Raw genomic sequence first — 24694 nt, forward strand, 5'->3', positions numbered from 1 at the left:
TCACCGTTTGCTTTTGATGATGGTGCCCAGGCCTTGCAGATAGGCCACCAGCGCGTCCATTTCGGTTTTGCCCTTCACGGCATCCTTGGCACCGGCGATGTCTTCGTCGGTGTAAGGGACGCCGAGCGTGCGCAACACTTCCATTTTCTTGGCCGTGTCTTTGCCATCGAGCTTGTTTTCTACGAGGAACGGGTAGGCCGGCATTTTCGACTCGGGGACGACGTTGCGCGGGTTGTACAAGTGCGCACGCTGCCAGTCATCGGAGTAACGACCACCGACGCGGGCCAGGTCCGGACCGGTACGCTTGGAACCCCACAGGAACGGGTGATCCCAGACGCTTTCACCGGCGACCGAGTAGTGGCCGTAGCGTTCGGTTTCGGCACGGAACGGACGGATCATCTGCGAGTGGCAGCCGACACAGCCGTTGGCGATGTAAACGTCGCGGCCTTCCAGTTCAAGGGCGGTGCGCGGCTTCATGCCTTCGACCGGCTTGTTGGTGACGTCCTGGAAAAACAGCGGAACGATTTGGGTCAGGCCACCGACGCTGACGGCGATGACCATGAAGAAAGCCAGCAGGCCAATGTTCTTCTCGACGGCTTCATGCTTCATCAGTGAGCTCCAACTACGGCAATCTTGGCGGCGGCTTCGGCTTCAGCCGGGTTCGAGGCGCGAACGGTGCGCCATACGTTGTAAGCCATCAGCAGCATGCCGCTGGCGAAGAACGCACCGCCCAGGGCGCGGACGATGAAACCAGGGTGGCTGGCCTGCAGCGCTTCGACGAACGAGTAGGTGAGGGTGCCGTCATCGTTGATTGCACGCCACATCAGACCCTGAGTGATGCCGTTGACCCACATCGAAGCGATGTACAGAACGGTACCGATGGTCGCGAGCCAGAAGTGCGCGTTGATCAGGCCGGTGCTGTGCATCTGCGCACGGCCGAACAGTTTCGGAATCATGTGGTAGATCGCGCCGATCGAAATCATCGCTACCCAGCCGAGTGCACCGGCGTGTACGTGGCCGATGGTCCAGTCGGTGTAGTGCGAGAGCGAGTTGACGGTCTTGATGGCCATCATCGGACCTTCGAAGGTCGACATGCCGTAGAACGCCAGCGATACCACGAGGAAACGCAGGATCGGGTCGGTGCGCAGCTTATGCCAGGCGCCCGACAGGGTCATCATGCCGTTGATCATGCCGCCCCAGCTCGGGGCCAGCAGGATGATCGACATCGCCATGCCCAGCGATTGTGCCCAGTCCGGCAGTGCGGTGTAGTGCAAGTGGTGCGGGCCGGCCCAGATGTACAGGGTGATCAGCGCCCAGAAGTGCACGATCGACAGACGATAGGAGTAGATCGGACGTTCGGCCTGTTTCGGCACGAAGTAGTACATCATCCCCAGGAAGCCGGTGGTCAGGAAGAAGCCCACGGCGTTGTGGCCGTACCACCACTGGATCATCGCGTCGGTGGCGCCCGAGTAGGCCGAGTAGGACTTGAACAGGCTGACCGGCAGCGACATGTGGTTGACGATGTGCAGCATCGCGGTCACCACGATGAACGCACCGTAGAACCAGTTACCGACATAGATGTGCTTGGTCTTGCGCTTGGTGATGGTGCCGAAGAACACCAGACCGTAGGTGACCCAGACAATGGCCAGCAAAATGGCGAGGGGCCATTCCAGTTCCGCGTATTCCTTGGTGGTGGTGTAACCCAGCGGCAAGGTAATGATCGCGCCGACGATGACCGCCTGCCATCCCCAGAAGGTGAAGGCCGCGAGGCTGTCGGAAATCAGTCGCGTCTGGCAGGTTCGCTGCACGACATAGTAGGAAGTGGCAAACAGTGCACAACCACCGAAGGCGAAAATCACCAGGTTTGTGTGCAACGGGCGCAGGCGTCCAAAGCTCGTCCAAGGCAGACCGAAATTCAACTCCGGCCAGACCAGTTGCGAGGCGATGAAGACACCGAGCCCCATGCCAAGGATCCCCCAGACCACCGTCATGATGGCGAACTGGCGGACTACCTTATAGTTATAAGCAGTCGGACTGATTGCTGTGCTCATTCTAAGGTTCCACGGTTTGGGTGTTTTATTAGGATTAAAATCGGCCGCAAGTATGTAGAAAGCAGGGGGTCAATGCAACGCGCCATGACCTGGGTCAATGCTTTCCAACGCTGATTCTGCGGCCTTTCCATGCGCCGCGTAAGGACAAAATTGCCCTCGGGCAAAATGTCGCAGCGGACGAAAAAAGCGAGGGGTCCCGGTCGGATGTAACGGGGTGTGTTCGAACGCTCGGTTCGGGTGACGGACGGTAATTGGCACGACAGCCGGTATCTACCGGCCTTTGCGGCCATGTCAGTCAGCCGATTCGTTCAACGCCTCGCTCGGGGTCGACCTGGAACCGGCACGGGCCAGTCCGCATCGAGCAAGCGTAGACCCGAATCCGGGTAACCGAAAGGAGAGGGGGTGAAGGGGTGCGACAATGCGTCGCAAAGGGGCTGGAAACTGCCGCACTGGAAACGTGCGGCAGTCTTGTACGCAATGATTACTTTTTATTGTCCTCAGTAATCAGTTTTTCTGTATTCAATCCATTGCTAAGGCTGTACACATAAGCGGCCAGCAATTGCACTTTATCGTTGCCCAGCAGCTCGTTCTGGGCTGGCATGTGGCCTTGACGACCATGGCGGATTGTCTGCTCAAGTTGGGTCAGGCTGGTGCCGTAGATGAAACCGGCCGGGTGCGTCAGGTTCGGCGCGCCCATGGCTTCGGTGCCCTGGCCGTTTGCCCCGTGACATGCGGTGCAGGTTGTGCTGAACGCCTGCTGACCCGCTTGAAGATCAGCCTTGGTGTCCGCCGGCAGTGGCAGCCCCGCCAGTTCATGACGCACATAGGCGGCGACGTTTTTCACCCCTGCCTCGCCCAGCACTTCGCCCCACGCCGGCATCGCCGCCATCCGGCCACCCATGATGGTGGTCTTGATGGTTTCGGCGCTGCCGCCCCAACGCCAGTCCTTGTCGGCGAGGTTAGGGAAGCCGAACGCGCCCTTGGCATCCGAGCCGTGGCACACCGAGCAGTTGGAGGCGAACAGACGGCCACCCATTTTCAGCGCCTGCGGATCCTTCGCCACTTCTTCCACCGGCATCGCGGCGAATTTGGCGAAGATCGGCCCGAACTTGGCGTCGGCCTTGCTCATTTCCTTTTCCCATTCGTGGACGCCGGTCCAGCCATCCTCGTAGCCAGGCAGGATGCCTTTCCAGTTGCCCAGGCCCGGATAAAGGATCAGATAGCCCACGGAAAACACCAGCGTGCCGGCGAACAGCATGAACCACCACTGCGGCAGCGGGTTGTCGTACTCCTCGATGCCGTCGAAGCTGTGGCCCATGGTCTGGTCGACGCTGCCCTTGGTCTCGCCCCGACGGGTGCCGACCAGCAGCCAGGTCAGGCCGATCAGGCTGCCGATGGTCAGTACGCAGATCCACGTACTCCAGAAGGTGGTCATGGCCGGGTACTCCTTGTTTCAGATGCTTGGGTTGGGTCGGGTTGCGGCTCGTCGGCAAACGGCAGCAGGCGCGCTTCGGCGAATTCCGGCGTGCGCTTGCGGTTGAACACCCACAGGGTCAGGCCGACGAAGGCCACGAACACCACGACCGTGCCGAGGCCGCGAATCAGCCCCGCGCTCATTTCAATGACCATTTCTCACCTCTTGCTCTTGATCGAAGTGCCGAGCACTTGCAGGTAGGAGACGAGGGCGTCCATTTCGGTTTTGCCCTTGAGGCTGGCCACCGCGCCGCTGATGTCGTCGTCGGTGTATGGCACGCCGAGGGTGCGCATGACCTTGAGCTTGGTTTCGGTGTGGCTGCTGTCGACCGGTTGGGTGACCAGCCATGGGTAGGCCGGCATCTTCGATTCCGGTACAACGTTGCGCGGGTTGTACAAGTGCGCACGGTGCCAGTCATCCGAGTAACGCGCGCCGACCCGGGCCAGATCCGGACCGGTACGTTTCGAACCCCACAGGAACGGGTGATCCCACACGCTTTCGCCGGCCACCGAGTAGTGCCCGTAGCGTTCGGTCTCGGCGCGGAACGGACGGATCATCTGCGAGTGGCAACCGACGCAGCCTTCGCGGATGTAGATGTCGCGGCCTTCCAGTTGCAGCGCGGTGTAGGGCTTCATGCCTTCCACCGGTTTGTTGGTCACGTCCTGGAAGAACAGCGGGACGATCTGGGTCAGGCCGCCGATGCTCACGGCGAACACCATCAGCAGCATCAGCAGGCCGACGTTCTTTTCAATCGTTTCGTGTTTCATGGCGGACTCCTCAGGCCATCTGCGCGGCAGCAACGACGTCAGCAGGCTGCGAGGCCCGCACGGTGCGCCAGGTGTTGTAAGCCATCAGGAACATGCCGCTGAGGAAGATCGCCCCGCCAATCAGCCGCACGACGAAGCCAGGGTGGCTGGCCACCAGGGTTTCGACGAAGGAGTAGGTCAGCGTGCCGTCCTCGTTCACTGCGCGCCACATCAGGCCCTGGGCGATGCCGTTGACCCACATCGAAGCGATGTACAAAACGGTGCCGATGGTTGCGAGCCAGAAGTGCGCGTTGATCAGGCCGATGCTGTGCATCTGCTCTTTGCCAAACACTTTCGGGATCATGTGGTACAGCGCCCCGATGGAAATCATCGCTACCCAGCCGAGCGCGCCGGCGTGAACGTGGCCGATGGTCCAGTCGGTGTAGTGGGAGAGGGCGTTCACTGTTTTGATCGCCATCATCGGACCTTCGAAGGTCGACATGCCGTAGAACGCCAGCGACACCACCAGGAAGCGCAGGATCGGGTCGCTGCGCAACTTATGCCAGGCGCCCGAGAGGGTCATCATGCCGTTGATCATGCCGCCCCAGCTTGGCGCCAGCAGTACCAGCGACATCACCATGCCCAGCGACTGCGCCCAGTCCGGCAGCGCGGTGTAGTGCAAGTGGTGCGGGCCGGCCCAGATGTACAGGGTGATCAGCGCCCAGAAGTGCACGATCGACAGACGATACGAATACACCGGACGTTCGGCCTGTTTCGGCACGAAGTAGTACATCATCCCGAGGAAACCGGCGGTGAGGAAAAACCCTACGGCGTTGTGGCCGTACCACCATTGCACCATCGCGTCGGTTGCACCCGCGTACACCGAGTAGGACTTGGTGAAGCTCACCGGCAACTCAAGGTTGTTGACGATGTGCAGGATCGCCACGGTGATGATGAACGCGCCGAAGAACCAGTTGCCCACATAAATGTGCTTGGTCTTGCGCTGCATGATCGTGCCGAAGAACACGATGGCGTAGGCGACCCAGACGATGGTGATCAGGATGTCGATCGGCCATTCCAGCTCGGCGTATTCCTTGGAACTGGTGTAACCCAGCGGCAGACTGATGGCCGCCAGCAAGATCACCAGTTGCCAGCCCCAGAAGCAGAAGGCGGCGATTTTCGGCGCGAACAGTTGTGTCTGGCAGGTGCGCTGCACCGAGTAGAACGAACTGGCGAACAAGGCACAGCCGCCGAACGCGAAGATCACCGCGTTGGTGTGCAGCGGGCGCAGGCGTCCGAAGCTGGTCCACGGCAGGTTGAAGTTGAGTTCGGGCCAGACCAATTGAGCCGCGAGAAAAACCCCGAGCCCCATGCCGACGATGCCCCACACCACCGTCATAATGGCGAATTGGCGGACCACCTTGTAGTTGTAGGCGGTACTGATAGAAGTGTTCATGGTTCCCCATCCACGGTTCAGCCGAAGTGAGCGCGCGCAGAAAACGCCGCGAATCCTTCGCCTGGAGTTATAGGCAGACTAAAAGCGAGGCAAGCATGGACAAACAGCACAAGGCCAGTATTGACGGGGATCAATGGGCGCAGTGCCTGCAGGATCACGGGTGGCTTTGGGATGCCGCTGTTGGTGAGGCTTCGGCGACGCTCATTCTCGCGCATGGGGCGGGGGCGCCGATGGACAGTGAGTGGATGACGGATGTGGCTGGGCGCCTTGCCGGGCTGGGTGTGAACGTGTTGCGGTTTGAGTTTCCTTATATGGCACAGCGGCGGGTTGATGGGGTCAAGCGACCGCCCAATCCTGCGGGGAAATTGCAGGAGTGCTGGCGTGAGGTTTATGGCTTGGTGCGACTTCATGTCGCTGGGGTTTTGGCGGTTGGCGGGAAGTCGATGGGGGGGCGGATGGCCAGTCTGCTTGCCGATGAGCTTGGCGCTGATGCGTTGGTTTGTCTGGGGTATCCGTTTTATGCGGTGGGGAAACCGGAGAAGCCTCGGGTCGAACATCTGGCTGGGTTGAAGACTCGGACGTTGATTGTTCAGGGGGAGCGGGATGCGCTTGGCAATCGGGACGCTGTCGAGGCTTACGATCTATCGCCGAGTATTGAGGTGTTTTGGTTGGCCTCTGGGGATCATGATTTGAAGCCGCTCAAGGTATCCGGGTTTACGCATGAGCAGCATTTGGCTAGCGCCGCGCAGAAGGTGGCCGCGTTTCTTCGTTGAGGCTTTTTTTGGGGGCATATCCGTTGCTGCGGTTATGGCTGCTTAGGGTTCCGCCCCTACGGCGGGTCACTTTTGGCAAACGCCCCAAAAGTAACCAAAAGGTCTTGCTCCTACGTCCGGCCCGCTCGCTAAAGCTCGGGGTTCCTTCGCTCCGGGATTCATCCGGGGGGCATCGCCTACGGTTTGCTTCGCTGCACCTCCTCTCGATGTGTTTGGCTTCGCCAAACGGTCGCTGCGCTCCCACCCCCGGATAAATCCCTCCACTCAGCCTTCCGACGTCGCCCTAAGATCAAAAGCGGTACTCGAGCTAACGCTCATCGTGTTGAGTGGTGGGGAGCCATTCGGATTGCAGCAGGGAAAGATCTGCTTGTTTTGTGTGCGTAAACGTAATTCCGAGACGGCGTTTAAAGTACACGAACCGTTACGCCATAAGGGCTACAACACCTTGCGTCGTTGCCTACGCGTACGCCAGAATCCGCCGGCTTACGCGGCTATGGGGTGGGCTATATCGTTTCCCTGTCACTGAAAAAACAGTGATCGGGTTTGGTAGCCCGTCTGTAATAGCTGTATGGCAACACCGTATGCCGTCCTTTTTGGGGGCTCTGTTTTATGGTGGTCATGCGTGGGGCTCATTCGTGAGCGCCGGGTTCCTATTGCAGCCGGTCTACCAACCCGCGTATGGCCGCCACCCATCGTTTGGTAGCGTGGGTGATGGCTCCTTGAAGTCTGCGATAGGAGTTACACGTATGTTCAAAGCCACACCAAACCCACCAGATACCGATTCAATCCCCTACGACGCTGCACTCGAAGCCGAAAACATAAAATCGGCCACCGAGCGGGCGATCAATCATTACCTCGATCCTGGGGCGCAGAAGACGTCCAAGCCATCGCGCAAGCCCGGCAGGATTTATCTGGTCAATCCAACGGTGGACGACGAAACGCTGCTGGTCGAAGCCTGCGAAACGCTGTCGTCAGCCAGTGACATGGCCCGGGATCTCGGCAACACCGTCGATCCGTCGCAGCGCAAGGCGATGCAGATACTGCAGCAGGTCATCATGCTGAGTGAGCTGCTGGTCAATCGTGTGCTGGATAACCATCACGTCTCGCGGTAGTTGCGGCCTCGGTGAGGGGCTTGCCCCTCACTGCCTGGCAGCCGTCGATAAAAATCCTCAAGCGACTCTTTCCGGAGTACCAGCTGATGTCCAAGACCGTCATTCCCCCGGTAGAAGATCCGGTGTCCCCGTACGAATTTCCCGATTCAAGAAAACTCCACGACGCGGCCGAACGCGCCCTCGATTATTACCTGACACCCGCAGCCAAGATCATGGCCACGCCCTACACCCCAAACGACATGTTCATGGTCAACCCGCAAACCGACACGGAGTCATTGCTGGCCAACGCCTGCGAATCCCTGGCTTCAGCCACGGTCATGCTCGGTGACTTTGCCGGCCTGCTGGAAGGGCCGAACCGCAAGACCCTATTGGGCATTGCGCAAGTGGTGATGTTGGGCGAGTTGGCGGTGAATCAGGCGTTGGATAACCTCGTACCGAAGGCGTAAGTAGCAAGGCAATAAAAAACCCGGAAGCTCTCGCTATCCGGGTTTTTTGTATCGCGGATCAATCAGCGATTAAACCGCTCCACCAACGAGTATTGCGTGTTGGCAGTCTTGGTCAGCTCTTCACTCAGCAACGCTGAGTTATGCGCCTGTTCCGAGGTCTGGTCCGCCAGTTCCGAGATGTTGCTGATGTTGCGGCTGATTTCTTCAGCCACGGCACTTTGCTCTTCGGTCGCGGCGGCGATCTGGGTGGTCATGTCGGTGATGTTGGCCACCGCTTCGCTGATGCCGACCAGGGCCTGATCCGCTTCCAGTACCCGCGCCACACCTTCTTCCGCCTGGCGATGGCCGGCTTCCATGGTTTGTACGGCGCTGGAGGCAGTCTGTTGCAGCTTGGCGATCAGGGCGTGGATCTGGCCGGTGGATTCGCTGGTGCGCTGCGCCAGTTGGCGGACTTCGTCGGCGACCACGGCAAAACCGCGGCCCATTTCGCCAGCGCGGGCGGCTTCAATTGCAGCGTTGAGGGCGAGCAGGTTGGTCTGGTCGGCGATGCCTTTGATCACGTCGACTACGCCGCCGATTTCGTCGCTGTCCTTGGCCAGTTGGGTCACGGTCAGGCCGGTTTCGCCGACGACGACCGACAGGCGCTGGATAGCTTCGCGGGTTTCGCCGGCGATGTCGCGGCCGCGACCGGTCAGGCGGTTGGCTTCCTGGGTGGCGTCGGCGGTGCGCTGGACGTGGCTCGCCACTTCTTGCGTGGTGGCGGCCATCTGGTTGACGGCGGTGGCGACCTGTTCGGTTTCCACGCGCTGACGTTCCAGACCGCTGGAGCTGTTGTGTGCCAGGGCGTCGGACTGCTTGGCCTGATCGGTCAGGTGCTCGGCGGTGTCCTGCAGACGGGTCAGGCAGGTTTTCAGGCGCGCCTCCTGGCTGAGGATCGACATCTCCAGACGCGCCTGGGCGCCACGGCTGTCGGTGTACATCTGCGCGATCAACGGGTCGGAGGTGGTCTGCTCGGCCAGACGCAGCAGGCGCTTGAGCCCGCGTTGTTGCCATTGCAGGCCCAGCAGGCCCAGCGGCACCGACAGACCGGCGGCGAGGGCGAAGCCCCACTGCGAGTTCAGGGTGGCGCCGATCATGAAGCTCAACTGGCTGACCAGAATGAACGGCAGCCAGTCCTGCACGATCGGCAGCCATTTGTCGCTCGAAGGAATCGCCGACTTGCCCTGGTTGATGCGTTGGTAGAGCGCTTCGGCACGGCGGATCTGTTCGGCGGTGGGTTTGACCCGCACCGACTCGTAACCGACCACCTGATTGCCATCGAACACCGGCGTTACATAGGCGTTCACCCAGTAATGATCACCGGTCTTGCAGCGATTCTTGACAATGCCCATCCATGGCAAGCCTTGTTTCAGTGTGCCCCACATGTGCGAAAACACCGCAGCCGGGACGTCGGGGTGACGAACCAGGTTGTGCGGCGCACGGATCAGTTCCTCACGCGAAAACCCGCTGATTTCGACGAAAGCGTCGTTGCAGTAGGTGATCACGCCCTTGGCGTCGGTTGTGGAAATCAACCGTTGCTGAGCCGGGAAAGTCCGTTCGCGTTGTGTAATGGGCTGGTTATTACGCATGGTTTTTCAATCCGCAAGGCTTTGAAAGGTTGTCGGCGGGGTCGGCCATTTATTGAAATTTTTTTTCATTTATAAGTACGGCGTCGCAAAACGGCCCTTGCTTCAACCCGCGAGCATCGGATAGGTGAACAGCCCGAAATGCAGCAGGTTCAGGCCAAAATGCGTGGCGATCGCCGCACCGAGCCCGCCAAAACGGTAGGCCAGACCATAGCCGACACCCGCCAGGCTCGCCAGCAACACCCACTGCCAGCCGGCGCCCACATGCACCAGGCCGAACAGCAGGGACGCCAGCAGCAGCGCGAGGTTGTCGCCGTAGGGCAGGTGTTGGAAACGCCGACTGAGGCCGCCCTGGATATAGCCGCGAAACAGCGCTTCTTCGACCAGCGTCACCAGCAGCAGATTGTTCAGCACCCACAGCCACGCCTGATCCGGCCATTTCGGCGCCCAGGTGATCATGCCCAGCAACACCGCACCGCCCAGCGCCAGAATCACACTCAACGTCAGTGCCAGCGCGGTGGCGTAAACCGTCAGGCGCAACGAACGACGCGCGACGATCCACGGGCAGACCAGCAGCAGCCAGAAGCCAATCAGCGGTTTGTCGAGATTCAGGTACATCGAGAACGGAACGGCGTTGTCGGTGAAGCGCTGCGGCTCGATGGCCCGGCCGTTGTAGAAGCCCGGCAGCCAGTGCAGGGCCAGCGCCAGAGCCAGCACGATAAACAGGCCATGGCCGAGATAACGCCCGACCGGCACGGTTTGCTGGCGCACGGCGTAACCGGCGAAAACCAGCAGTGCAATGGAGATCAGCGCCAGCCAGCCGAGCTGGCCGAAACTCAGCGCCAATCCGTAACCAAGGCTGAGAAGCCCGAGATAGAGCCATGGCAGAGCTGTCATGGAAAGTCCTTGTGCACGATTTGTGGACAGGCTTTCTACACGGGTGGGGGCGAGGGGACAAGTGAAGTTGAGGCGGGATGTGGGGACAGCGCGTGAATCCGAATTCATACACAAACCCGATGTGGGAGCGGGCTTGCTCCCACAGGGTTTTGTGTTTGGCGGGAGATCAGCGCAGGTTGAGCTTTGCCGCCGCACGCTCGGTGATTTCCGTGCGCAGTTTCAGCGAAGGCGCTGCACGCTTGCGGGCTTCTTCAACAACGGCACTCGGCGCCGTGTCCGGGCTGCCCGAATCAAACGGCGGCGCCGGTGCATATTCCAGCTGCAACTGCACCAGTTGCGCCGTATCGACACCCACCAGTTCCTGCGCCAGGGTCAGGGCAAAATCGATCCCGGCCGTGATGCCGCCCCCGGTAAACAGATTGCCGTCACGCACCACCCGATCCTTTACCGGGATCGCGCCCAGTGTCGGCAGCAGATCGTGATAGGCCCAGTGCGTGGTCGCCCGTTTACCTTGCAACAGACCCGCCGCCCCAAGCACCAGCGAACCGGTGCACACCGACGTCACGTAACGCGCCTGCGCCGCTTGGGCCTTGATGAACGCCAGCGTCTGCTCATCTTCCATCAACGGTCCAACGCCCGCGCCGCCGGGTACGCAGATCACATCCAGAGCGGGGCAGTCGTCGAAAGTTGTGGTCGGTTTCAGCACCAGCTCGGTGCTGGCGGTGACCGGCACCAGATCCTTCCAGATCAGATGCACCTGCACGTCCGGCAACGAGGCCAGCACGTCATACGGGCCGGTCAGGTCGAGTTGCTGCACTTGGGGAAACAACAGAAAACCGATCTGCAACGCCATGGTTCTTCTCCGTGAAAAGGGGGGTAGACGGCTTCACTGTAGGCGCGTAGGTTTTGGCGCATACGCCAATCAGCCCACGAATTACGCCAAATGCCGAAAACCATCCACGTCCTCGCGTTCGCCAATGTGCAACTGCTCGATGTCACCGGGCCGTTGCAGGTCTTCGCCTCGGCCAACGACATCGCCCGCCAGCAGGGTTTGCCTGCGCCCTATGCGCCAACGGTCATCGCCAGCGGTAGCGGGGCGGTGAGCTCTTCGGCCGGGTTGGCAATGCTGGCCGAACCGTTGCCGAAACAGCCCAGCGATACGCTGATCATTGCCGGCGGCTGGGGCGTCTACGCCGCTGCCGAAGATGTCGAGTTAGTGAGTTGGGTGCGTGAACACGCGAACGGCTGCCGGCGCGTGGCTTCGGTCTGCACCGGCGCATTTCTGCTGGCCGCCAGTGGCTGGCTCGACGGACGCCGGGTCGTCACTCACTGGACTCGCTGCGAGCAACTGGCGCAGCAGCACCCGCGCTTGCAGGTCGAGCCGAATCCGATTTTCATCAACGACGGCCCGGTCTGGACCTCGGCGGGCGTCACCGCCGGCATCGACCTGGCACTGGCCATGGTCGAAGAGGACCTCGGCCGCGACATGGCCCTGGACGTCGCCCGACAACTGGTGGTGTTCCTCAAGCGCCCGGGCGGGCAATCGCAATTCAGCGTGACGCTGTCACTGCAAAAACAGGGCAACCGCTTCGATGATTTACACGCGTGGATCGCCGAACACCTGACCTGCGACCTGGGCATCCCGACCCTCGCCGAACAGGCCGGCATGAGCGAGCGCAGCTTCGTGCGCCACTACCGCGCCGACACCGGCCAGACCCCGGCTCGCGCCATCGAACTGATCCGCGTTGAAACCGCGCGCCGGTTGCTGAGCGATACCGGACTGCCGATCAAACGGGTCGCGGCCAATTGTGGATTTGGCAGTGAAGAGACGTTGAGACGCAGTTTCCTGCGGGCCATGGGCGTGACGCCGCAGGCGTATCGGGAGCGGTTTTCGGTCAGCGCTGGAGCAGATCCAGTAATGCCTTGAGCGTTTCGCCCGGCGCCTCTTCCGGAATGTTATGCCCGACACCCGCCAGCACCCGCCGCTCGTAAATCCCTGTGAAGTGGTGCGCATCTTCATCGTCTTCCGGCGCCGGGCCAACGCCATCATCGGCACCGCACAGCGATATCGTCGGAACGCTGATCGCCGGTTGTTTTTCCAGCGCCTGCTCCATCCCTTCCAGCGCCGGATCGCCCGGCGCGTACATGAAGCGATGGCGATAAGAGTGAATCACCACCTCGACGAAATCCGGGTTGTCGAACGCCGGCGCGCTCAGCGGAAAGCGCTCGGCGTTCCGCGCCCAGGTCGGCGACCACAACTGCCACAGCAGCTCGCACAGCGCCCGACGATTCTGCGTCAGCCCTTCAACGCCACGGGGCGTGTGGAAGTAGTACTGATACCAGTAGCGATGCTCGCTCTGCGGGTCCAGCGGCTGGATCGAATTCGGAATGTCTTGCAGGTTGTAGCCATCGCCGGTGACCAATCCGCGCACCCGCTCGGGATACAACGCCGCCACAATGCACGCCGCCCGACCGCCCCAGTCGTAACCACACAACGTCGCTTGCTCGATACTCAGCGCATCCATCAGCTCCAGCAGATCCTGCGCCAGCGCCGCTTGCTGGCCGGAACGCAGCGTGTCCGGGCTGTTGAAACGGGTCGGGCCGTAACCACGCAGGTACGGCACGATCACCCGATAACCCTTGGCGGCGAGTGGCGGGGCAATTTCGTCGTAGGCGCGGGGGGAGTAGGGGAAGCCGTGAAGGAGGATGACCGGCGTGCCGTTTTCCGGGCCGTGATGCTCATAGCCGATGGTCAGACTTTCAGTCTTGCAAAACTGCATCACGGCTTGGGTCATACGAAATCCCTCAAGTTTCAGTTTCCGCCACCTGATTGAAATACTTGCTGCGGTCCGGCGTAAACGTCACCACCATTTTCGTCCGCGAGCAGGTCATGACCCGTTCGGCACCCAGGTCAATATCCAGATCTTCCCCACGCAAGCCTTGCCACTGGGCGAGGTATTTCAGCGATCCGTATTTTTCGTTTTTCTTCAGACTGCGACTGACCCCGCCTTTCCAGCCCAGCACCGGCAGTTCATCGGCGCTGCAACGTTGGGCTAGGTCGGGGAAGCGGGCGGCGCGCTGGCGGCCGATTTCCCAGCATTTGATCAGGCCCTTGTCGGCGGCTTCCCACAGTTCGTCGCGCTTCAGGCCGGTGCGCAGTGGGGTGTCGATCTGGCGGTGGATGCGTTGGCTCATTCTGGTTCCTTGAATCGGGTTTTTATTGGACAGCTCCGCTGTGCCCGTTGCGGTGGATGGTAGGGGGGGATGTAACAGCTGGCAACAAGGTATTTCGGGGTGTAAGTGCGAGTTGCGGGCCAAGCGTTACACGGGATTGGCAGGTTTTTGTAGGCCGTGCCATCAACAAGTTGTATCGAAAGGAATCGATTGTGTGGGCCAGCCCTTCAACCGCAAGGCTCGGAGGTGTTTGCCGTTCGTAGGTAGTCATCCTACAAACGGCGATCGGAGTTGAGATCTTTCTTACAGGCACTGGCGAAGAAGGATGACTAGGGCTGCCAGTAATTCTTCTCCCCACTCAACTTGCGATCCAGAAAGCTCGCCGCGCTGATCAGCGCCAGGTGTGTCAATGCCTGTGGCGTGTTGCCCAGATGCCGGCCACGGTTGTCGAATTCCTCCGCGTACAACCCCAGCGGATTGGCGTAGCGCAGCAATTGTTCGAATTCCAGGTGGGCCTTTTCTACTTGCCCGGCGCGGGCCAGACATTCCACGTACCAGAATGAACACGCGGCGAAGGCGCCTTCGGTGCCGGACAATCCGTCGATACCCGCTTCGTCGTTGCGATAGCGATAAACCATGCCGTCACGCACCAAGTGTTTTTCGATGGCTTCCAGCGTCGCCAGCCATTTCGGATCCTTGGCACTGACAAATCGCACCAGCGGCATCAGCAACATTGAGCCATCCAGCGCAGTACCGCCCTGGTACTGCACAAAATGCCCGCGCTCTTCATTCCAGAAGTTGTCCCAGATGTCGGCATGAATCGCCTGACGGGTCTGGTCCCAACGGGCGAAGGGCGCCGGCAGCGAGCGTTTCGAGGCCAGGCGGATTGCCCGGTCCAGCGCCACCCAGCACATCAGCCGTGAATGCAGAAAGTGATGTTGCTCACCGCGCATTTCCCAGATGCCTACATCCTTGGTCTGCCAGGTCTCACAGACCTGATCGACCACTTCCATCACGTGTTTCCAGCCTTCGTGGGAAATCGCGTCGCCGTATTTGTTGACCAGATAAACGGCGTCCATCAGTTCGCCGAAGATATCCAGTTGAATCTGGTCGTAGGCGCCATTGCCGATCCGTACCGGTTTCGCGCCGCCGTGTCCGGATAGATGCGTGAGTTCGGTTTCCGGCAGTTCCTGGCGGCCGTCGATCGCATAGAGGATGTTCAGCTTCATCGACGACTGGCCGCTGCAATCGCTGACCCGCCCGCGCAGCCAGCGCATGTAGGCATTGGCTTCGTCGACAAAGCCCAGGCGCATGAAGGCGTAAACGGTGAACGAGGCGTCGCGGATCCAGGTGTAGCGATAGTCCCAGTTGCGTTCGCCGCCGGGTGTTTCCGGCAGGCCGAAGGTGGCGGCGGCGAGGATTGCGCCGTGCTGGCGTGAGGTCAGCAGCTTCAGGGCCAGGGCCGAGCGGTTGACCATTTCCCGCCAGCGACCGCGATAGTTGGACTGGCCAATCCAGTCGCGCCAGAACTTCAGCGTGCGTTCGATGCACAGCTGCGCGGCGCCTTCGGCAAAGCGTGGATCGTCGCTGGCGCCGAGCATGAATGCCGCCGTCTGATCCTGTTTGAGGGTGAATTTCCCGACCGCTGCATCCTGATCGACGCTCAAGGTTTGATCCGAGGCCAGCCGCAATGTCGGCTGTCCGCTGGCGCTGAACAGCACGTCCTTTTTATCGATGGCGGCGCGGGTTTCAGCGCGGGCGTAGTCATGCCGAACCGCGCAGCGCAGATGAAATGTCGCCTGCCCGCTGACCACGCGCACCCGGCGCATCAACAGCGGCAAGGTATCGTCGTTGTCGCCGATGGGCAGCAGATCGGTGATTTCCACCACGGCATGGTCGCTGAGCCAGCGGGTTTGCAGGACGTTGGTGTCCGGCAGGTAAATCTGTTCGCGCCGGGCATCGGGCAGGTCCGGGGCCAGCTGGAAAATCCCCGCGTCGGGTGTGTCCAGCAGCGAACAGAAGATCGACGGGCTGTCGAACTCCGGCCAGCAGAAGAAATCCACGCTGCCCTTGTCATTGACCAGCGCGGCACTGCGCATGTCGCCGATGATGCCGTGGGCGTCGATGGGGCTTTGTCGTTCGGGATGATGCTCAGCCATTGCCACGGAACTCCGGATAGAGGCTCATGCCGCCGTCGATGAACAGGGTGGTGCCGACGATGTAGTCGGAGGCATCGGAGGCGAGAAACACCACCGCGTTGGCCACGTCCTCGACATCGCCGATGCGTCCGTAAGGGATGAGTTTGAGCAGGGCCTGGCCGGCGTCGCCCTCGGTGGCGTCCTTATTGATCGCCGTGCGGATCGCCCCCGGCGCGATGCCGTTGATGCGGATGCGCTGGTGGCTGACTTCCTGGGCCAAGGTCTGCATCAACTGATCGACGCCGCCCTTGGACGCCGCATAGTTCACATGCCCGGCCCAGGGAATGCGCTGGTGCACGGAGCTCATGTGAATGATTTTGCCGGCAGCCCGGGACACGCCTTCGCGCACGCCCTGGCGATTGAAGATCCGCAACGCGGCGCGGGCGCAGAGGAACTGGCCGGTGAGGTTGACGCCGATCACCGCGTTCCAGTCGGCCAGCGACATATCCACCGCCGCCGCGTCTTTTTGCAGGCCGGAGTTGGCCACCAGAATGTCCAGTGTGCCGAAGGCGTCGAGGGTCTGCTGGAACAGTCGCTCAACGTCTTCTTCCTTCGAAACGTCGGCGCCGATGGCGATGGCCCGGCCACCGTCGGCGACGATCTGTCGGGCCAGCGCTTCGGCGGGCTCGGCCTGGCGGTTGTAGTTGATGACCACGGCGGCACCGGCAGCGGCCAGGGCTTTGGCGGCGCCGTGGCCGATGCCGGAACTGGCGCCGGTGACAAGAGCCACTTGGCGGGCGAGGGAAATCTGCATGCAGGGTCGCGCCTTGATCGGAGAGTCTAATCAGACTGACCTTTGGGCAGCGACCAGAGTTCAGGTGGGGCGCAAATCTTCATCATTCCCGCAGACTCTTGGCAATAAGCGGGTCCAATAATGCCAATAGCTTTGCTTTGGAATGCGGGTCATTACCAAAACGGCTCGCGACATAGGCTTCCAGAAGTTCGCAGAATTCTGGCGCGATGTGTGAGCCCTTCAACGTTGATACGCGTTCACCGTCCATATAAACCGGGGCAGAGGGGTGTTCGCCCGCGCCCGGCAACGAGATGCCGATGTCCGCCAACCGACTCTCACCCGGGCCGTTGACGACGCAGCCCATGACGGCAACCTGCAGTGTTTCGACCCCCGGAAACTGTGTCCTCCACACGGGCAGTCGCGACTGGAGAAAAACGTCGATCTGCTGTGCCAGTTCTTGAAAGAGGCTGCTGGTGGTGCGGCCACAGCCCGGGCAGGCAACCACGGAAGGTGCGAATGCTCGAAGGGACATGGCTTGCAAAATCTGTTGGGCGACATTGACCTCGCGCGTGCGGTCACCCTTGGGTTCGGGAGTCAGGGAAATACGCAGTGTGTCGCCAATGCCTTCTTGTAACAGCACTGCCAGCGCGGTGGCGGAAGCGACGACTCCCTTTGAGCCCATGCCGGCTTCGGTCAATCCAAGGTGCAACGGAAACTCGCAGCGAGCGGCAAGATTGCGATAGACCGCGATCAGATCCTGCACGTGACTGACTTTCGCCGATAACACAATTCGATTTGCGGGCAGACCGACATCGATGGCCCGCTGGGCATTTTCCAGAGCCGAAACGACCAACGCTTCTCGCATTACAGCTTTGGCGTCCAGCGGTAGGCGACTGGTCGCGTTGACATCCATCATTCGTGCCAGCAGATCAGGGTCCAGGCTGCCCCAGTTGACGCCGATTCTCACTGGTTTGTCGTAGCGGCAAGCGACCTCAATCATTTTGCAGAATTGCTCGTCACGTCTCGCGCCCCTGCCGACGTTGCCGGGGTTGATTCGGTACTTGCTCAGCGCCTGAGCGCAATCAGGGTAATCGGCTAACAAGCGGTGACCGTTGAAATGAAAATCGCCCACCAGCGGCACGTATATCTGACGCTGATCCAGCCACTCACGGATCCGGGCTACTTGTGCCGCAGCCGCGTGGCCATTGACTGTGATCCGCACCAGTTCGGCGCCGGCGATGGCCAGGCTTTCGACCTGACGTGCAGTGGCCAACGCATTTGCAGTGTCGGTGTCAGTCATAGCCTGAACGACGATGGGCGCTTCGCTGCCGACGGTAATGTGCCCGATGCTGACTTGATGGGTTCTACGTCGTTTAATCGGATTACCCATGGCGCGTTCCAGGTGGGTTATTGATAGAAGATCAGCTTGCCTCAGGCGAAGAATGCGCTGACCTTTCAATTCATTGGCGGGACCGCAAAGTTACGGCATTGATCGCGGAACACGTTGTAGAGGACTTCATATCGAGTGAGCACAAGAAAGCGGTTATCGAGTGCAGGATGCCGGCTGCATCGAGACCGCACATTTCCAGAACCTGCTCGGGGGTTCCATGCTCAATGAATTCGTCGTTGAAGCCCAATTGCAGCACTGGCGGAAAATGACCGGTTGACGCCAGATGTTCCAGGCACGCTGAACCGACACCGCCCATTACACATCCTTCTTCCAGTGTCACCAGCACATCATTGTCCCGGGCCAGCTGTTCGATCAGATGGTGGTCGAGTGGTTTGATGAACCGCATGTTCGCAACGGTGGCGTCTAACACTCCGGCGACTTCGAGAGCCGGTGCCACCATCGATCCGAACGCCAACAGTGCGAGGCGAGCACCCACAGGTCGACGTGTGACTCGGCAAATCTGACCGCGCCCCACCGGCAAGCTGTGCAATGACGAGGCGGTTACTCCACGTCCTTGCCCGCGTGGATAACGCACCGCACACGGGCCGTGGAGTTGAAGGGCCGTGTGCAACAGTTGCCGGCACTCGTTTTCGTCAGCCGGGGTCATCACCGTCAGGTTCGGTATGCAGCGCAGAAAAGCAATATCGAACGCACCGGTGTGCGTGGCGCCGTCACCACCGACAACGCCGGCCCGATCGATCGCGAACAGCACGGGCAGGTTCTGGATCGCGATGTCGTGTATCAGTTGATCGTAGGCGCGTTGCATAAACGTGGAATAGATCGCGACGACCGGTTTGAGCCCATCGACCGCAGCACCTGCGGCAAAGGTCAGTGCATGTTGCTCGGCGATTTCGACATCGAAAAAACGGTCCGGGAAACGTTTTTCAAACTCCACCAGTCCGGATCCCTCGCGCATCGCCGGGGTGATGGCGATGATCCTCGGATCGAGGGCGGCTTCATCGCAGATCCATTGACTGAACACCTGTGTATAGGTGGGCTTGCCGATGACGGTGGGAACGACGCCATGTGCCGGATCGAATTTCCCAGGCGCGTGATAAAGCACGGGGTCAATGGCTGCGGGTGAGTAGCCGTGGCCCTTTTGCGTGACGATGTGCAGCAACTGCGGACCTCGACATTGTTTCAACGCGATCAATGCCGGTACCAGCACATCAAGATTGTGGCCATCGATGGGGCCGGTGTAGCTAAAGCCCAAAGACTTGAACAGCATCGCGTCGCAGTGACCTGCGCGCAGCTCGGCAAAGTGCCGCCGTAGCGCTCCCACCGATGGGGAGATCGACATTTCGTTGTCGTTGAAGATGACCAGCAGCGGCAGGTCCTGGTATCGACCGGCATTGTTCAACGCTTCATAGGCCATCCCGCCGGTCAATGCGCCATCGCCGATTACCGCCACACAGTGGCGTCGGTGGGCCTGATTTCGAGCGGCCACCGCCATCCCCAGCGCAGCAGAAATGGAAGTGCTGGAATGGGCAGTGCCGAAAGTGTCGTACTCGGATTCGCAGCGCCGAGGAAACCCCGAGACACCTCCCTGCTGGCGAATATTGCCCATGGCTTCGCGTCGTCCGGTGAGGATTTTGTGAGCGTAGGCTTGGTGACCGACATCCCAGACAATTCGATCATCCGGTGTATCGAAGACGTAATGCAGCGCGATGGCCAATTCCACCGTGCCCAGATTGGCCGATAGATGACCGCCGGACTTCGACACGCTGTGCAGGATAAAAGTGCGCAGTTCATCAGCCAGCGGACCGAGTACCTGAGCATGCAGCGCACGCAGATCGGCAGGGCTGTCTATGGTGTTGAGTAGATCAAACATGATTGTCGGCCTGCATAAATAACGAGTCCATGGCAGGACATCCATAACGTCTTCGCTACTTGGCGTTAATGCTGACCAGACAATCTAGAGAATTGCAGACCATTACACTTTGATAAAAATAGTTCTTGTACCGAGTGGCTACCAATCTGTTTTAAGACTGTTTTGTCAGGGTCAGCTGCGAATTTGGCGATGCCTGTTTGCGGTGCTCCAAAGGTGTCGAGGGGCTGTCGGAACAGCAGGGTTGCGCGGCATCAGACATGGTAACGCGCACTGTTTTTATGCCACTCCAGATTGCCGCCAATCCATGTTCTCAAACCCGTGAGGTAGCGCCGCAATACCGGCGAGCGCGTGCCTTTCTTCAGTGATCTATGCAGGGCCTCGTATTCTTCCATCACTGCGTCATGGATATCGGCCGCCAGGTCGATTGCCTCTTGAAGCGAACACTTGTGCCTGGTTGCCAGCAGGTAAGGCAGCTTGAAGTCTCCGGTTTCGTTCAAGTGTTCCTTGTAGGCGGAATACAGATCGTTGACCAAAGTGGTCGCCAGCGAGGCCAGTGCGCTGATGTGGTGAAAGTCTGGAAGGGAATACGTGTTGGCCGGGACTTGGTAGCCGCCAATGGAATCGATCAGCGCCTGGCAAGGCCAGAAACTGTTGACCTGTCGACTGGCCAGGTATTCAGCGACGGTGGGTTGGGTGCCGTAGAGGCGCCAAGGGCCTTCCGCGGCCATGGTGACGAACATGGCGATTGTGATCTGTCGCACCCGGGCGACTTGTGAGGGCGTGCAGAACTGGTTGACCCGTTTCATGTAAGCCAGCAATCCCCTGATCACGGGGTCGCACATCTGCTGCTGTGTGAGCTCTTCATTGAACGGATGAGGCAAATAGGCCGGGTCGATCCCGGTTATCGCGAAAGACAGTCTTTCGGCCACTTTCTCAGGGCTACCGCCAAGCGATAGATCGTCGCAATAGTGATCGTCCACCGCAAACAACGCGGCAAAGCATTGCGCCGCGAGTAACAGGCGATCCGGATCATCCGTATCGGCATGGCATAGCATTGCATAGCGACCAAAGTCGCTGGCACGGACTTTTTCCTCTTTGCCGGCGAAGATTCCCACGCTAGATATCCACGCCATCAGGCGTTCGTTGACTTCTTGACCCAGCGGCTCGTCGATGCGCGTGGGGGGTGGGCAAAACAGAGTACGCACGACAAAGGGTGGGGTGGCGCTACGTGGCGGTGGGGCAATCTTCGGCTGGTTCATGGTGTGTTCCCGTTTCTGTTTCAGAGGTGGGCAATGAGTCCGTCGGGCAGGCGAAATTGCACTCGCTCCTCGTGACTCGGCAGATCGATCACTTGCAGTTCGGCCAGCTTTGACAGCGCGTTGATAACGCCCTGTACGAGGACTTCCGGCGTCGATGCGGCTGCGCTCAAGCCGATCACTGAATGCTTGTTGAACCAATGCTCTCGCAGACTCGTGGCGTCGGCGATCAGGTAACTCGGGATCCCCGTCTGCGCCGCGATGTTTCGCAGCGTTGCGGCGTTGGCGCTTTTATCACTGCCGACAATCAACATCACATCAACCTGATCACACAGCGCGCGCACTGCTCTCTGGCGGTTTTGCACCGCGTAGCAGATATCCCGGACTTCCGGGCCGAGAATCTGCGGGTAACGCTGCTTGAGGGCCTGGATGACCGCGTACGTATCGTCGACGCTGAGCGTGGTCTGGGAGATGTAGGCCACTGGGCTGTCAGGTGGAAGATCCAGCGTCGCCACCTCATCGGGTGTCGATATCACGCTGACAGTGGCGGGGATTTGCCCTTGCGTACCCAGGACCTCAGGGTGAGCCGGTTCACCGATCAGAATCACGTGGTAACCCGCTGCCGCATATTGGCGCCCCTGAAGATGCACTTTTTTCACCAGGGGGCAGGTGGCATCCACCACCTGCAGGTGACGTTGAACGGCGTGGAGCTCGACGGCCTGGCTTACACCGTGGGCGCTGAAAATGGTCACGGCATTTTCCGGTACCTGATCGAGCTCATCCACGAATATGGCGCCTTTTTCCCGCAGGTCCTGCACCACATGAGCGTTATGCACAATCTCGTGCCGGACGAAGACCGGTGCACCGAACTGCTTGAGTGCCTGCTCCACGGTGTCAATGGCACGAACTACACCGGCACAGAAACCACGGGGATTGGCGAGCAATACTTTCATTTGAAAGCTCCTTGAACAGATTCCCGGGAGGTAGGGCTTCTCGCATTCGTGAGTCAGCGTGTGCGCTGGACGATCAGCTCGGCCAGTCCATGCAATGGGCCGGTGTTGCCCGGTAGCGCCAACAGTGCATGGTGTGCCTGGACCAAAAGGTTCTGCGCCAGTTGCATGGATGTCTCCAATCCGTGCATTGAAACGTACGTCTGTTTATGGTCCCGGGCATCCTTGCCGGCTGTTTTGCCGAGGGTGGCGGTGTCCATCGTGCAGTCGAGCACGTCGTCGACAATCTGGAAGGCGAGCCCGATGGCTTGTGCGTAACGGTCAAGCGCCTGAGAGGGGTAATCCGTGAGGCCGGCGCATAGCGCGCCCATGTGCAGGCTTGCACGTATCAAAGATCCGGTTTTCAGGTGGTGCAAGGTTTCCAGGCTGGCGGCATCCAATGTTGTGCTCACCGCCGCCAGATCAAGGACCTGGCCTCCCGTCAGGCCCGCAGAACCCGAGGCGTGGGCCAGCTCTTGCACCATGCGCATCACGCAATCGACCTTTACGGGAATCCGGCTCAGGGTGGTGAACGCCTGGGCAAACAACGCATCGCCCACAAGAATGGCCAGTGCCTCGTCATATTGAACGTGAACCGTCGCCCGGCCACGTCGCAAGTCGTCATTATCGAGGGCGGGGAGGTCATCGTGTACCAATGACGCGACGTGGATCATTTCCACTGCAGCCGAGGCCATGCCCAACGCTTCGGGAGCGGCGCCGAACACTGCGCCGGCGGCATGGCACAACAAGGGTCTCAGGCGTTTACCGGCGCCAAGCACGGCATAGCTCATGGCTTCATGCAGACGCAAAGGCATCACAGCAGGATCGGGCAATGCGTTTTCCAAAGCAGACTGGATGTGCTGCATTTTTTCCCGACGCCAGTTTTCGAAGGGCTGCGCTGAGCCGTCGACCTGCTGCCCAGCGGCCGACTTCAGGCGTATCCGCGACGATTCGGTCATGGTGCTTTCGATACCCATGACGGGATTGCCGAGCGTGCCGGGATTGAGCAGGTTGCTGCCATTCCCGAAATCGAGAGAGAGGGGCATTGGTGCAATTCCTGTGCGAGTGATGCTGGATCCATGAAACACCTTCGGCGTGATTGGCGCACCTGACAGATCTGACAGGTGCGCACGGTCGGCCGACAAATGGTAGCGAGTCGATCAACGCGCTCGGCAGGTCATTCCGCAATCGCCGCAAACAGTAGCGATTCCCTTTGCAAGGCCTTCACATTCCACCAACAATTGCGCGCTTCCCCGGCTGTCAGGCTTTGTGGCAACTTGGCCGCCCCTGATGAGGCTGCATCCGATGGCAAACCCTTACCGCGAACTGTTCAACGCCCCCGGCGCCCGGGCTTTTGTGATGGCCGCGATGATCGCGCGCATGCCGATTTCCATGACCGGTATCGGCGTGATCACCATGCTCTCGCAATTGACCGGCGGCTATGCGCTGGCGGGTGGGGTGGCGGCGACGTTTGCGCTGGCCACGGCGTTTTGTGCGCCGCAGGTGTCACGGCTGGTGGACCGCTTCGGCCAGGGGCGAGTACTGCCTGTGGCAGCGCTGATCGGCGGGGGCGCGCTGCTGATGTTGCTGTTGTGCACCCGTTTGCAGGCGCCGACCTGGACGCTGTTTGTCTGTGCCGCACTGGCCGGTTGCATGCCGAGCATGTCGGCGATGGCGCGGGCGCGCTGGACCGAAATCTATCGCGGCCAGCCGCAGTTGCAGACCGCGTATGCGCTGGAGTCGGTGCTCGACGAAGTCTGCTTCATCGTCGGCCCGCCGTTGTCGGTGGGCTTGTGCGTCGGCGTGTTTCCCGAGGCCGGGCCGCTGGCAGCGTTGTTGATGCTGGCGATCGGCGTGACGGCGTTCGTCGCCCAGCGCAGCACCGAGCCGCCGGTGCATCCGCACGAATCGCAGCATCAGGGTTCGATCATTCGTTCGACCGACGTGCAATGGCTGCTGGCGTTGATGCTCGCCATGGGCGTGATTGTCGGCGTGGTGGATGTGGTCAGCGTCGCGTTCGCCCAGCAACAAGGTCAGCCAGCGGCGGCGAGCATCGTGCTGTCGGTGTACGCCATCGGTTCCTGCCTGGCCGGCATTGCCTTCGGTGCGATGCGCTCGAAGCTGCCGTTGCCGCGCCTGTTTCTCTACGGCGGTCTGGCGACAGCGGTGACCACTTTGCCGTTGCTGCTGGCGAGCAACATCTTCGGGTTGGCCGTCGCGGTGTTCATCGCCGGGCTGTTCTTCTCGCCGACCCTGATCGTGGCGATGGCGTTGATCGAACGCATCGTGCCGCCAGCCAAGCTCACTGAAGGCCTGACCTGGCTGGTGACCGGTCTGAGCATCGGCGTGGCCATCGGCGCTGCCGGTTCCGGCGCACTGGTGGATGCGTTCGGCGCCCGCAGCGGCTTCTGGCTGGCGATTGCCGCCGGGGCGGTGGTGCTGGGCTCTGCGGTGCAGAGCTTTCGTCACCTCAAATAATGCCG

23 protein-coding genes are annotated in these 24694 nt (G+C 60.5%); 5 read left to right on the plus strand and 18 right to left on the minus strand.

The features are described 5' to 3' along the window. From ccoO (KJY40_RS10515) to ccoN (KJY40_RS10540), 6 genes are all read right to left on the minus strand, one after another. Entirely contained in the window at nucleotides 1-609 is a 609-nt protein-coding gene (gene ccoO / locus KJY40_RS10515) for a cytochrome-c oxidase, cbb3-type subunit II (RefSeq protein WP_007905434.1), read from the minus strand. After that, complete coding sequence (gene ccoN / locus KJY40_RS10520; RefSeq protein ID WP_007960352.1) at nucleotides 609-2051, minus strand: cytochrome-c oxidase, cbb3-type subunit I; 1443 nt, start codon at nucleotides 2049-2051, stop codon at nucleotides 609-611. The genes ccoO (KJY40_RS10515) and ccoN (KJY40_RS10520) overlap by 1 nt, the downstream gene beginning before the upstream one ends. 481 nt (nucleotides 2052-2532) lie before the next feature. Beyond that, nucleotides 2533-3486, minus strand: a complete 954-nt coding sequence (gene ccoP, locus KJY40_RS10525; RefSeq protein ID WP_230736590.1) for a cytochrome-c oxidase, cbb3-type subunit III — start codon at nucleotides 3484-3486, stop codon at nucleotides 2533-2535. Further along, complete coding sequence (locus KJY40_RS10530) at nucleotides 3483-3680, minus strand: cbb3-type cytochrome oxidase subunit 3 (protein WP_064378782.1); 198 nt, start codon at nucleotides 3678-3680, stop codon at nucleotides 3483-3485. Before KJY40_RS10530 ends, ccoP begins: the two co-directional genes overlap by 4 nt. Nucleotides 3681-3683: 3 nt before the next feature. Further along, complete coding sequence (gene ccoO, locus KJY40_RS10535; RefSeq protein ID WP_230736593.1) at nucleotides 3684-4292, minus strand: cytochrome-c oxidase, cbb3-type subunit II; 609 nt, start codon at nucleotides 4290-4292, stop codon at nucleotides 3684-3686. 10 nt (nucleotides 4293-4302) lie between these two features. Further along, nucleotides 4303-5727 (minus strand): cytochrome-c oxidase, cbb3-type subunit I, encoded by a 1425-nt coding sequence (gene ccoN, locus KJY40_RS10540; protein ID WP_011333291.1) that lies wholly within the window; start codon nucleotides 5725-5727, stop codon nucleotides 4303-4305. A gap of 95 nt (nucleotides 5728-5822) precedes the next feature. On the opposite strand from ccoN (KJY40_RS10540), the gene KJY40_RS10545 reads away from it, so the two are divergent. From KJY40_RS10545 to KJY40_RS10555, 3 genes are all read left to right on the plus strand, one after another. Further along, nucleotides 5823-6500 carry an alpha/beta family hydrolase gene (locus tag KJY40_RS10545; protein WP_230736595.1) on the plus strand — a complete coding sequence of 226 codons (678 nt, stop codon included), beginning with the start codon at nucleotides 5823-5825 and terminating at the stop codon, nucleotides 6498-6500. 746 nt (nucleotides 6501-7246) lie between these two features. After that, nucleotides 7247-7612: a DUF6124 family protein gene (locus KJY40_RS10550; RefSeq protein ID WP_230736597.1), complete on the plus strand. Its 366-nt coding sequence runs from the start codon at nucleotides 7247-7249 to the stop codon at nucleotides 7610-7612. Between the two features lie 86 nt (nucleotides 7613-7698). Further along, nucleotides 7699-8058 carry a DUF6124 family protein gene (locus tag KJY40_RS10555; RefSeq protein ID WP_230736599.1) on the plus strand — a complete coding sequence of 120 codons (360 nt, stop codon included), beginning with the start codon at nucleotides 7699-7701 and terminating at the stop codon, nucleotides 8056-8058. Nucleotides 8059-8120: 62 nt separating this feature from the next. Here KJY40_RS10555 and KJY40_RS10560 read toward each other — a convergent pair whose 3' ends face one another. The 3 genes from KJY40_RS10560 to inhA all read right to left on the minus strand — a co-directional run bounded on the left by KJY40_RS10560 (nucleotide 8121) and on the right by inhA (nucleotide 11433). Next, nucleotides 8121-9686, minus strand: coding sequence for a methyl-accepting chemotaxis protein (locus KJY40_RS10560; RefSeq protein ID WP_064594745.1), 1566 nt, complete (start codon nucleotides 9684-9686; stop codon nucleotides 8121-8123). 102 nt (nucleotides 9687-9788) lie between these two features. Continuing rightward, nucleotides 9789-10580, minus strand: a complete 792-nt coding sequence (locus KJY40_RS10565; protein WP_230736601.1) for a CPBP family intramembrane glutamic endopeptidase — start codon at nucleotides 10578-10580, stop codon at nucleotides 9789-9791. Between the two features lie 166 nt (nucleotides 10581-10746). Further along, entirely contained in the window at nucleotides 10747-11433 is a 687-nt protein-coding gene (inhA, locus tag KJY40_RS10570; RefSeq protein ID WP_230736603.1) for an isonitrile hydratase, read from the minus strand. Between the two features lie 90 nt (nucleotides 11434-11523). Here inhA and KJY40_RS10575 point away from each other — a divergent pair, with 90 nt between their 5' ends. Further along, nucleotides 11524-12507, plus strand: a complete 984-nt coding sequence (locus tag KJY40_RS10575) for a GlxA family transcriptional regulator (protein ID WP_230736605.1) — start codon at nucleotides 11524-11526, stop codon at nucleotides 12505-12507. Here KJY40_RS10575 and KJY40_RS10580 read toward each other — a convergent pair. The 9 genes from KJY40_RS10580 to KJY40_RS10620 all read right to left on the minus strand — a co-directional run bounded on the left by KJY40_RS10580 (nucleotide 12476) and on the right by KJY40_RS10620 (nucleotide 23257). Further along, nucleotides 12476-13375, minus strand: a complete 900-nt coding sequence (locus tag KJY40_RS10580; RefSeq protein ID WP_230736606.1) for an alpha/beta fold hydrolase — start codon at nucleotides 13373-13375, stop codon at nucleotides 12476-12478. The two genes, KJY40_RS10575 and KJY40_RS10580, sit on opposite strands and share 32 nt — an antisense overlap. 10 nt (nucleotides 13376-13385) lie before the next feature. Continuing rightward, nucleotides 13386-13775 carry a hypothetical protein gene (locus tag KJY40_RS10585; RefSeq protein WP_230736608.1) on the minus strand — a complete coding sequence of 130 codons (390 nt, stop codon included), beginning with the start codon at nucleotides 13773-13775 and terminating at the stop codon, nucleotides 13386-13388. Between the two features lie 308 nt (nucleotides 13776-14083). Then, nucleotides 14084-15913 (minus strand): glycoside hydrolase family 15 protein, encoded by a 1830-nt coding sequence (locus KJY40_RS10590; RefSeq protein WP_230736610.1) that lies wholly within the window; start codon nucleotides 15911-15913, stop codon nucleotides 14084-14086. After that, nucleotides 15906-16706, minus strand: coding sequence for a glucose 1-dehydrogenase (locus KJY40_RS10595; protein WP_230736613.1), 801 nt, complete (start codon nucleotides 16704-16706; stop codon nucleotides 15906-15908). The genes KJY40_RS10590 and KJY40_RS10595 overlap by 8 nt, the downstream gene beginning before the upstream one ends. A gap of 82 nt (nucleotides 16707-16788) precedes the next feature. Then, on the minus strand, nucleotides 16789-18075 hold the full coding sequence (ispG, locus tag KJY40_RS10600; protein WP_230736615.1) for a flavodoxin-dependent (E)-4-hydroxy-3-methylbut-2-enyl-diphosphate synthase: 1287 nt from the start codon (nucleotides 18073-18075) through the stop codon (nucleotides 16789-16791). A gap of 70 nt (nucleotides 18076-18145) precedes the next feature. Next, the gene (gene dxs / locus KJY40_RS10605) at nucleotides 18146-19966 is read right to left on the minus strand and encodes a 1-deoxy-D-xylulose-5-phosphate synthase (RefSeq protein WP_230736617.1); all 1821 of its coding nucleotides are present in this window, start codon (nucleotides 19964-19966) and stop codon (nucleotides 18146-18148) included. 251 nt (nucleotides 19967-20217) lie between these two features. After that, on the minus strand, nucleotides 20218-21225 hold the full coding sequence (locus KJY40_RS10610; RefSeq protein WP_230736619.1) for a terpene synthase family protein: 1008 nt from the start codon (nucleotides 21223-21225) through the stop codon (nucleotides 20218-20220). A 20-nt stretch (nucleotides 21226-21245) separates the two neighbouring features. Next, nucleotides 21246-22175, minus strand: coding sequence for a 4-hydroxy-3-methylbut-2-enyl diphosphate reductase (gene ispH / locus KJY40_RS10615; protein ID WP_230736621.1), 930 nt, complete (start codon nucleotides 22173-22175; stop codon nucleotides 21246-21248). Between the two features lie 53 nt (nucleotides 22176-22228). Further along, complete coding sequence (locus KJY40_RS10620) at nucleotides 22229-23257, minus strand: polyprenyl synthetase family protein (protein WP_230736632.1); 1029 nt, start codon at nucleotides 23255-23257, stop codon at nucleotides 22229-22231. Nucleotides 23258-23516: 259 nt separating this feature from the next. Here KJY40_RS10620 and KJY40_RS10625 point away from each other — a divergent pair, with 259 nt between their 5' ends. Further along, nucleotides 23517-24689 (plus strand): MFS transporter, encoded by a 1173-nt coding sequence (locus tag KJY40_RS10625; protein ID WP_230736634.1) that lies wholly within the window; start codon nucleotides 23517-23519, stop codon nucleotides 24687-24689. Nucleotides 24690-24694: the final 5 nt, after the last annotated feature.

Origin of the sequence: Pseudomonas fitomaticsae (assembly GCF_021018765.1) — a bacterium.
Taxonomy (GTDB): domain Bacteria; phylum Pseudomonadota; class Gammaproteobacteria; order Pseudomonadales; family Pseudomonadaceae; genus Aquipseudomonas; species Aquipseudomonas fitomaticsae.

What these genes read in the sequence shown, in the direction of transcription:
- ccoO (WP_007905434.1), bottom strand. Translation starts at nt 609, where the DNA reads ATGAAGCATGAAGCCGTCGAGAAGAACATTGGCCTGCTGGCTTTCTTC.
- ccoN (WP_007960352.1), bottom strand. Translation starts at nt 2,051, where the DNA reads ATGAGCACAGCAATCAGTCCGACTGCTTATAACTATAAGGTAGTCCGC.
- ccoP (WP_230736590.1), bottom strand. Translation starts at nt 3,486, where the DNA reads ATGACCACCTTCTGGAGTACGTGGATCTGCGTACTGACCATCGGCAGC.
- KJY40_RS10530 (WP_064378782.1), bottom strand. Translation starts at nt 3,680, where the DNA reads ATGGTCATTGAAATGAGCGCGGGGCTGATTCGCGGCCTCGGCACGGTC.
- ccoO (WP_230736593.1), bottom strand. Translation starts at nt 4,292, where the DNA reads ATGAAACACGAAACGATTGAAAAGAACGTCGGCCTGCTGATGCTGCTG.
- ccoN (WP_011333291.1), bottom strand. Translation starts at nt 5,727, where the DNA reads ATGAACACTTCTATCAGTACCGCCTACAACTACAAGGTGGTCCGCCAA.
- KJY40_RS10545 (WP_230736595.1), top strand. Translation starts at nt 5,823, where the DNA reads ATGGACAAACAGCACAAGGCCAGTATTGACGGGGATCAATGGGCGCAG.
- KJY40_RS10550 (WP_230736597.1), top strand. Translation starts at nt 7,247, where the DNA reads ATGTTCAAAGCCACACCAAACCCACCAGATACCGATTCAATCCCCTAC.
- KJY40_RS10555 (WP_230736599.1), top strand. Translation starts at nt 7,699, where the DNA reads ATGTCCAAGACCGTCATTCCCCCGGTAGAAGATCCGGTGTCCCCGTAC.
- KJY40_RS10560 (WP_064594745.1), bottom strand. Translation starts at nt 9,686, where the DNA reads ATGCGTAATAACCAGCCCATTACACAACGCGAACGGACTTTCCCGGCT.
- KJY40_RS10565 (WP_230736601.1), bottom strand. Translation starts at nt 10,580, where the DNA reads ATGACAGCTCTGCCATGGCTCTATCTCGGGCTTCTCAGCCTTGGTTAC.
- inhA (WP_230736603.1), bottom strand. Translation starts at nt 11,433, where the DNA reads ATGGCGTTGCAGATCGGTTTTCTGTTGTTTCCCCAAGTGCAGCAACTC.
- KJY40_RS10575 (WP_230736605.1), top strand. Translation starts at nt 11,524, where the DNA reads ATGCCGAAAACCATCCACGTCCTCGCGTTCGCCAATGTGCAACTGCTC.
- KJY40_RS10580 (WP_230736606.1), bottom strand. Translation starts at nt 13,375, where the DNA reads ATGACCCAAGCCGTGATGCAGTTTTGCAAGACTGAAAGTCTGACCATC.
- KJY40_RS10585 (WP_230736608.1), bottom strand. Translation starts at nt 13,775, where the DNA reads ATGAGCCAACGCATCCACCGCCAGATCGACACCCCACTGCGCACCGGC.
- KJY40_RS10590 (WP_230736610.1), bottom strand. Translation starts at nt 15,913, where the DNA reads ATGGCTGAGCATCATCCCGAACGACAAAGCCCCATCGACGCCCACGGC.
- KJY40_RS10595 (WP_230736613.1), bottom strand. Translation starts at nt 16,706, where the DNA reads ATGCAGATTTCCCTCGCCCGCCAAGTGGCTCTTGTCACCGGCGCCAGT.
- ispG (WP_230736615.1), bottom strand. Translation starts at nt 18,075, where the DNA reads ATGGGTAATCCGATTAAACGACGTAGAACCCATCAAGTCAGCATCGGG.
- dxs (WP_230736617.1), bottom strand. Translation starts at nt 19,966, where the DNA reads ATGTTTGATCTACTCAACACCATAGACAGCCCTGCCGATCTGCGTGCG.
- KJY40_RS10610 (WP_230736619.1), bottom strand. Translation starts at nt 21,225, where the DNA reads ATGAACCAGCCGAAGATTGCCCCACCGCCACGTAGCGCCACCCCACCC.
- ispH (WP_230736621.1), bottom strand. Translation starts at nt 22,175, where the DNA reads ATGAAAGTATTGCTCGCCAATCCCCGTGGTTTCTGTGCCGGTGTAGTT.
- KJY40_RS10620 (WP_230736632.1), bottom strand. Translation starts at nt 23,257, where the DNA reads ATGCCCCTCTCTCTCGATTTCGGGAATGGCAGCAACCTGCTCAATCCC.
- KJY40_RS10625 (WP_230736634.1), top strand. Translation starts at nt 23,517, where the DNA reads ATGGCAAACCCTTACCGCGAACTGTTCAACGCCCCCGGCGCCCGGGCT.